At 48.5% G+C, this 6,042-nt stretch carries 8 protein-coding genes; 1 reads left to right on the top strand and 7 read right to left on the bottom strand.

The window, feature by feature from the left end; all coding sequences use genetic code 11:
- Positions 1–297: 297 nt before the first annotated feature.
- The 7 genes from EYA77_RS00500 to EYA77_RS00470 all read right to left on the bottom strand — a co-directional run bounded on the left by EYA77_RS00500 (position 298) and on the right by EYA77_RS00470 (position 5,745).
- A complete protein-coding gene (locus EYA77_RS00500) occupies positions 298–738 on the bottom strand; it encodes a type IV pilin (RefSeq protein ID WP_167815542.1) in 441 nt (146 codons plus the stop codon).
- A 188-nt stretch (positions 739–926) separates the two neighbouring features.
- Complete coding sequence (locus tag EYA77_RS00495; RefSeq protein ID WP_167815541.1) at positions 927–1,325, bottom strand: type IV pilin; 399 nt, start codon at positions 1,323–1,325, stop codon at positions 927–929.
- Between the two features lie 131 nt (positions 1,326–1,456).
- Entirely contained in the window at positions 1,457–1,588 is a 132-nt protein-coding gene (locus EYA77_RS09910) for a hypothetical protein (RefSeq protein WP_280841923.1), read from the bottom strand.
- Positions 1,589–1,765: 177 nt separating this feature from the next.
- Positions 1,766–3,574 carry a type IV pilin gene (locus EYA77_RS00485; protein ID WP_167815540.1) on the bottom strand — a complete coding sequence of 603 codons (1,809 nt, stop codon included), beginning with the start codon at positions 3,572–3,574 and terminating at the stop codon, positions 1,766–1,768.
- Between the two features lies 1 nt (position 3,575).
- Positions 3,576–4,391, bottom strand: coding sequence for a hypothetical protein (locus EYA77_RS00480; protein WP_167815539.1), 816 nt, complete (start codon positions 4,389–4,391; stop codon positions 3,576–3,578).
- A gap of 2 nt (positions 4,392–4,393) precedes the next feature.
- Complete coding sequence (locus EYA77_RS00475; protein WP_167815538.1) at positions 4,394–5,020, bottom strand: hypothetical protein; 627 nt, start codon at positions 5,018–5,020, stop codon at positions 4,394–4,396.
- On the bottom strand, positions 5,017–5,745 hold the full coding sequence (locus EYA77_RS00470; protein ID WP_167815537.1) for a hypothetical protein: 729 nt from the start codon (positions 5,743–5,745) through the stop codon (positions 5,017–5,019). Before EYA77_RS00470 ends, EYA77_RS00475 begins: the two co-directional genes overlap by 4 nt.
- A 117-nt stretch (positions 5,746–5,862) precedes the next feature.
- On the opposite strand from EYA77_RS00470, the gene EYA77_RS00465 reads away from it, so the two are divergent.
- The gene (locus tag EYA77_RS00465) at positions 5,863–6,042 is read left to right on the top strand and encodes a hypothetical protein (protein WP_042697992.1); all 180 of its coding nucleotides are present in this window, start codon (positions 5,863–5,865) and stop codon (positions 6,040–6,042) included.

Here is a 6,042-nt window from a genome sequence, read left to right as displayed (position 1 = left end):
TAATTATAATTATAATATATGGTATTTTTCAATTTCAAGGAAGATATGGGGTTTGTTTTGTTGTCAAACGATTCGACAAGTAGGTGACAAGTATCGTCAAATACGTTTTTGCCGGTAAAGGGAAGGATTTCAGAGAATATCCCAGGTCATGATGATTTTGTGACGGGGGGTTTTGCGGAAGGGCGGGATGGTGTTCAGCACAGGAAATCAGCGGAGATGTACAGTTTTTGATTTAGAGCGCTGCGAGTAAAAACCTGTAAGAAAAAAAAAGATTGGGATAAACCTCACAAAGTGAGGTTATATCAGATTGATCGTGCCGGTGTAGATGGTCTGATTGCCGTCCGGGAAGGTGCCGACGACGGAGATTGAGGCTGTACTTGCGTTCAACTTGCTGGCATTACCTGCCGTACCTTGGAAGGATATTGGCTGACCTACGGATGGGGTCGCGGTCGATACATTGACCAGATTCGATCCGTTGTAAACGGTAAGATTAGTCAGACCTGTTGTATCGCCGCCGGTGATGGTCACGAGTAACGATGCGCCAGGAGAAGAAGCGGTGGTGTTAGAAGCGTCGCCCTGAACTACTTTCACGCCAACTACATGGCTTGTTCCGATCCCGCCGGTCATACCCATGACGACAGCCGAGATGATGGCGACAAGCACAACCGTGATTGCCACAAGGAGGATCGTACCGATGACCGGGGATACTCCGTCGTTTTTCTTTGTACTTACTTTCATAATATGCATGTAATAAAACGATACAATATATCATAATACTATCGGACAGAGAACAAATTGTCCGACAGATTTGAACGTATTTTTGGATAAATACTCAGGTATGGTGGTAAAAAAGAAGACCAGGGTTTTTCGCGCATCAGGCGGTTATGTGCATCATCCCGTTGTGGATGGCAGAACCCCGCCTCCCCTTATTTGATAACAACAGTCCCCGAATAGAGGGTCTGATTTCCGTCCTTAAACCTGCCGACGACCGAAATATCGGCCTTCCCGGACGCCAGAGACGCCGGATTTTTAAAACTCAGCGGCGTGCCGACCGAAGAAAAAGGCACCACATCGACGAACCTGGAACCGTTATACACCGTGATCGTCTTAAGATCGTCGGCATCCCCGCAGAAAACAGTAACAAGAAGCTCTCCTTCTTCTCCCGGATCAACACTCACGCCGATGATATGGCTCGTCCGAATCCCGGACGCCATCCCCAGGGCAGAGGCCGAAACGAGAGCTGCCAGCACAACGGTCAGCGCCACAAGAAGAATCGTGCCGATAACAGGAGATACGCCATCGTCATTGTCTATCTGACGTTTCATGGTAAGTACAATATATTTGATCAAACCAACGATAAACATTTCTGAGGAGATATACGCAGATTTATAATTGCAATTTTGTATAATACATACCATTTCAAGTGAAAAACCGAACACTTGCCCCACATTAGATGCTAGACCCAATGAGAGCCGGTTTTTCCCATCTCACGGGCGAGACCGATCATGTCTTCGGTCCGCATACACGTTTTCGCCAGTGAATAATGAGCGTCACGGAGCGTTGTGTCGGTAATATGGAGTTTTGTCATAATTCTCTTCCAGCTCATACGAGTTCTCTAAACTTTTCTTATTTTGGAGTGAAGAGTTAAAAAAAGGAGTGCCTTGAAGTATTCATCACTACATAAAAATTAATTTTATATCACAACATCATCCTACATTGATTCCAAGTGGACTGATAGTATATGTTTCGCGGATTTTTTCAGCTATTATCCATAACGATTAGGATCAAGGGGAGCCGTATTACCAGTAATTGAGCTTCCTCCGCCTAACGTAAATGAATAAGTATTGTAAAGTCCACCACCCTGAATTGTGGCAGTATTACCAGATATACTTCCACCATAGAACGGAACTGTACCTGTATTATAGATCCCGCCCCCATACTGCGCCTCATTACTATTAGTAGTAGAGGTCCAAGAAAACGTATACGTACCTTTGTTATAAACCCCTCCACCGGAGGTAGATGCAGTATTTCCTGAGATAGATCCCTTTGTCGTCATGGTCCCTTCATTATAGACACCGCCCCCATACGTCGCAGAATTATCTAAGACAGGCTGAGTACCACTCGAGAAGGCGAGTGTACCCGTGTTGTAGATTCCACCACCTTTTCCGGATGCAGTGTTGTGCGTGATCGGGAACCCTCCGCTGAGTATGCCCGCATTATATACACCGCCGCCGTCTGTCGCACTATTATTATAGACTTTTGCATTTCCGTTGTTAATAGTGACGGTGTTACTCCCCGCATTATAGATACCGCCACCTTTCTCAGAAGCCACATTGTCATAAATGTCGCACTTAGTGATACTAAAAGACGTTCCAGAGTTATACACGCCACCGCCATTTCGTGCAGTATTGCCTGATACGGTTATCGAAGCCGGAGCAGAAAGCTGACCTTCGTTGTAGATACCGCCACCATTTTCTAACGCAACACTGTCTCTGATAACAATGGAAGTAGAAATGGTGATATCACCACGATTATAGATACTACCGCCATTATTTGCAGTATTATTATACATAATTAGATTTACACTAACCTGGACATCACCTTCATTATATAACCCCCCGCCATTTCCTGTCGGATTAGTACTATTTATCAATGCGAGATTCTGATGCACGTCCAAAGACCCACCAGACGTTATGGAGAGGAGAGGAGCAGCACCATGACCCATCCCATCAAGGGTTAGTAGTTTTACACCAGTGGTTCTCAGCTCAGCAGCCGAGGCTATCACAAGAAGTTCACCTTCATATCCCGGTGCACGGGTAAACTGCACTTCTGAAAGACTGCCCGAACCAAGAATATTTAGGGTGACCGTCCCCATCCCCTCCGTGATAAGAATCGGTTCACGGCCAATCGGGACATCACCAAAGAAGGCGATATCATTGCCACTACACATGGCCACATCCTCCCCATACAGTGCGTTCGACCAGTTGTTGAGCGACTCGACAAACTCCCCAACCGTCGCAAACCCATCAGCATGATCGCTGCCGACGGTATAATACGGGTTGGGCGTTGGTTCCGGAGTCGGCGTTGGTGTTATCGTCGGAGTAGGTGTTATCGGAGTGGGTGTCGGCGTTGTCGGAGTCACGGTCGGAGTAGGCGTTGTCGGGGTCGGCAAAGGTGTCGTTGGTACGCCCGAACCACGATAGAGCAGCTGTTCACGGCCCAGATTATCCAGAGCAATTATAGTGAGATTGCTGACAGAATAACTTCCAGGTAACTGGACCGCCTGACCTGTACGCCACACGGTCCAGGCATTATCACCGTCGATCTGCGTCAGACCTGTTATATCCACACCATTGTCATAAAACACCAGCCGGTTTTTGTACAAAATATCTCCGCCGCTGTGATACAGCATCTGGGAACTGGCCGAAGGAGTAAAAATAACATTCGGCGTACTCTCAGCTGCGTTCTGCGTGGCCATTGACAGGGTAACGCCGATCACCGAAGCGGCGAGAACGACCAGAAGCAGCAGAAGAACAACGCCGACGACACTGGAGACACCTGATTCATTTTTCATATCAGGACCCCCTGACATCTACGATATACGCCGGGGTGATAACGTTCAGATAAATATCTCCACCCGCCGAGGGGGAAATTTCCAGCCATGTAGTATTGGCAGATAAGTCAAAATCATTCACGATATCCACACCTGCATTCAGATACTTTAGTTCTGTTTCAGAGAAAAAGGTATTCCATAGATTAGCATCCCACTGTTCATCGGCCGTGTAGGTTATGACAATCATCTGATTGGTTGATATATCTACGGGTGTGATAACGGAGATTAAGCCAGTATCCACCGGGATCCCTTCGGAACTGCCGACCGCAAATGACCCCTGCATCTTCGGAACGACCATGTTCACATAGACATTTGGGTCTGAATTTTCTATGGTAAGTGAAGGCGGCGTCACCCAGGCGGCATGCCCGTAATCATTTCTATACACTCCTCCCGCCTCATAACCGATCCGGGTGTTCGTCGTTCCAAACGTCGCATACAGCCGGCTGATTTCAGTGGTGCTATATGGCGTGCCGTCGACATCGACACGTAGCGTTCCAACACCCTCTTCCATAAAGAGGGCTCCGTCGGCATAGGCGGATGCTGCCGGGATAAGCATGCTGACTTTTGACCCGGTAAGTTCCGGGGTCCGCTGACTGTCAACGGCGATCTTATAATCCAGAAATGCATTCGTCACCTTTATCGCGTGATACTCCTCGGCATCTCTGATCTGCTCAGGAACGCCGACGACCGCCCACATCCCGATGATCATCGCTATGACTAAAAGGATCATCACAAATCCGACGGCTATAGAAAGACCGGAATCACGTTTCTCCATCATACTCACCGAAGCTCCATCCAAAACACACAGAGATGATTCGTATCAGCTGAACCGGGTGCCGGGTGGATGATCTCTTCCAGCCGGTAATTCAGCGTCACGACTCCGGCGCCGGCAATCGACATCTCAGGGACGTTTGTTTTGTTCACCACAACGACATATCTGCCCGATCCAACACCTGAACCGGGAAGAAGGATCCGGCCGTTCTGAAGAAGCGCGCCGCCTGCATAGCTGACCGCGATATCCTCGTCATACATATTGGACGACGTGTAGTTGAGACTGACGGCGGCGTACGGTCCGAATTGTTCGCCGTACGTCAGCGTTACTCTGCCAAATGACGCCGCTGATAACAGATTGGGAAAGACGGTGATCTCGGTCCGGTCGGCGGCGGGCGAGAGCGTGAACACCGCCTGACGGGTGATATTGGTTGAATTGGACAGCCAGACGGTATCCATATCAGCTTTCATCTGACAAAACTCCAGAAGAACATCCCCGTTGTGCACCCGGTCCGCATTGGTCCCCATGACGGGAAGAGCAATGAGTGCCGTCATCGCGATCGTAATAATCAGGACCGTCAGGATAAGGGCCACGCTGACGACTTCAGAAAGACCTGGATCCGCATTTTTGTTCATTGCAGCCCCCTTACCTCAACATCATATCTGACGACGGTCACTTTATCGAACGATCCGAGAAATGCATTCCAGGGACTGGCCGGATCGGGCTTGTACAATGATACATTTGCAGTAGAGTAGGTTTGATTTCCAAGATATTTGTAGGTAAGACTGAGGGGGATATTTCCAAGGATCTGCTGTTCGGTGTAGTTTGCGGGGACACACACGAGAACCAGATTGGTGTTCCCGGAAGAGGGAGGGAGGATCACATACTGCGTCTCATTTTTCTGTCCCCGAAACACCGCTCCCCCTTCATACACGATGCGAAGATCCTTCGCGTAATAATTCGCCGAGTTAAAGGTTATTTTAAGAGAAGAAACCGGGACAGGGGTCTGACCACTTCTATTTATCCAAAATGCCGTCCCGTTGCTCACGGTGACCGTACCTGTGCCAAGGGGCGGAGATAAAAACAGCAGACCGGACAGATCCGTTCCCTGGACCGGGGACGGGGAGATGACCCGGCTTGCGTTTGTACCGGTCTTGCCGTTCATCCACAGCAGATCGATCCCGTATTTGACATCAGCGATCTCTTCTGTAACCAGACGGGCGTGTTCTGTTTCGACCGCCTGCCCCTGAGCCGGGATATAAAAGAGGATCCAGACAGCTGCAACTGACACGACCAAAGCAATGATCAGTACAAAACCGATAACCTCGGCGACTCCGTCGTCAGCTGTCTTCTTCTTCATAATATCCGAAAGAATGGTTATGGTCTATTTTTGCTGTGAAGAGTATAGAATACTTCTGCACATGGAATAAAGAACAGGGACGCAATGCATATATGCAAAAACCGAGTACATAGTATCATGGATAAAACTGGACTTATCACACTGATCGTAGGTATTATTCTTCTCGCTTTAGGTATTCTTGGCATATGGTTCAACCTTGATCTGTTCATTCAGTTCGTACTGGGAGGATTCGGACTCGTTCTCGCACTCTGCGGTCTTGGCGCAGTTCTTCTGGGCATTCTGATGCTCAAAGAATAA

Source organism: Methanocorpusculum sp. GPch4 (assembly GCF_012062385.1).
GTDB classification, from domain to species: Archaea; Halobacteriota; Methanomicrobia; order Methanomicrobiales; family Methanocorpusculaceae; genus Methanocorpusculum; species Methanocorpusculum parvum.
This window is presented reverse-complemented; position numbering and strand designations above follow the sequence as displayed.

What these genes read in the sequence shown, in the direction of transcription:
- EYA77_RS00465 (WP_042697992.1), top strand. Translation starts at nt 5,863, where the DNA reads ATGGATAAAACTGGACTTATCACACTGATCGTAGGTATTATTCTTCTC.
- EYA77_RS00475 (WP_167815538.1), bottom strand. Translation starts at nt 5,020, where the DNA reads ATGAACAAAAATGCGGATCCAGGTCTTTCTGAAGTCGTCAGCGTGGCC.
- EYA77_RS00495 (WP_167815541.1), bottom strand. Translation starts at nt 1,325, where the DNA reads ATGAAACGTCAGATAGACAATGACGATGGCGTATCTCCTGTTATCGGC.
- EYA77_RS00485 (WP_167815540.1), bottom strand. Translation starts at nt 3,574, where the DNA reads ATGAAAAATGAATCAGGTGTCTCCAGTGTCGTCGGCGTTGTTCTTCTG.
- EYA77_RS00500 (WP_167815542.1), bottom strand. Translation starts at nt 738, where the DNA reads ATGAAAGTAAGTACAAAGAAAAACGACGGAGTATCCCCGGTCATCGGT.
- EYA77_RS00480 (WP_167815539.1), bottom strand. Translation starts at nt 4,391, where the DNA reads ATGATGGAGAAACGTGATTCCGGTCTTTCTATAGCCGTCGGATTTGTG.
- EYA77_RS09910 (WP_280841923.1), bottom strand. Translation starts at nt 1,588, where the DNA reads ATGACAAAACTCCATATTACCGACACAACGCTCCGTGACGCTCATTAT.
- EYA77_RS00470 (WP_167815537.1), bottom strand. Translation starts at nt 5,745, where the DNA reads ATGAAGAAGAAGACAGCTGACGACGGAGTCGCCGAGGTTATCGGTTTT.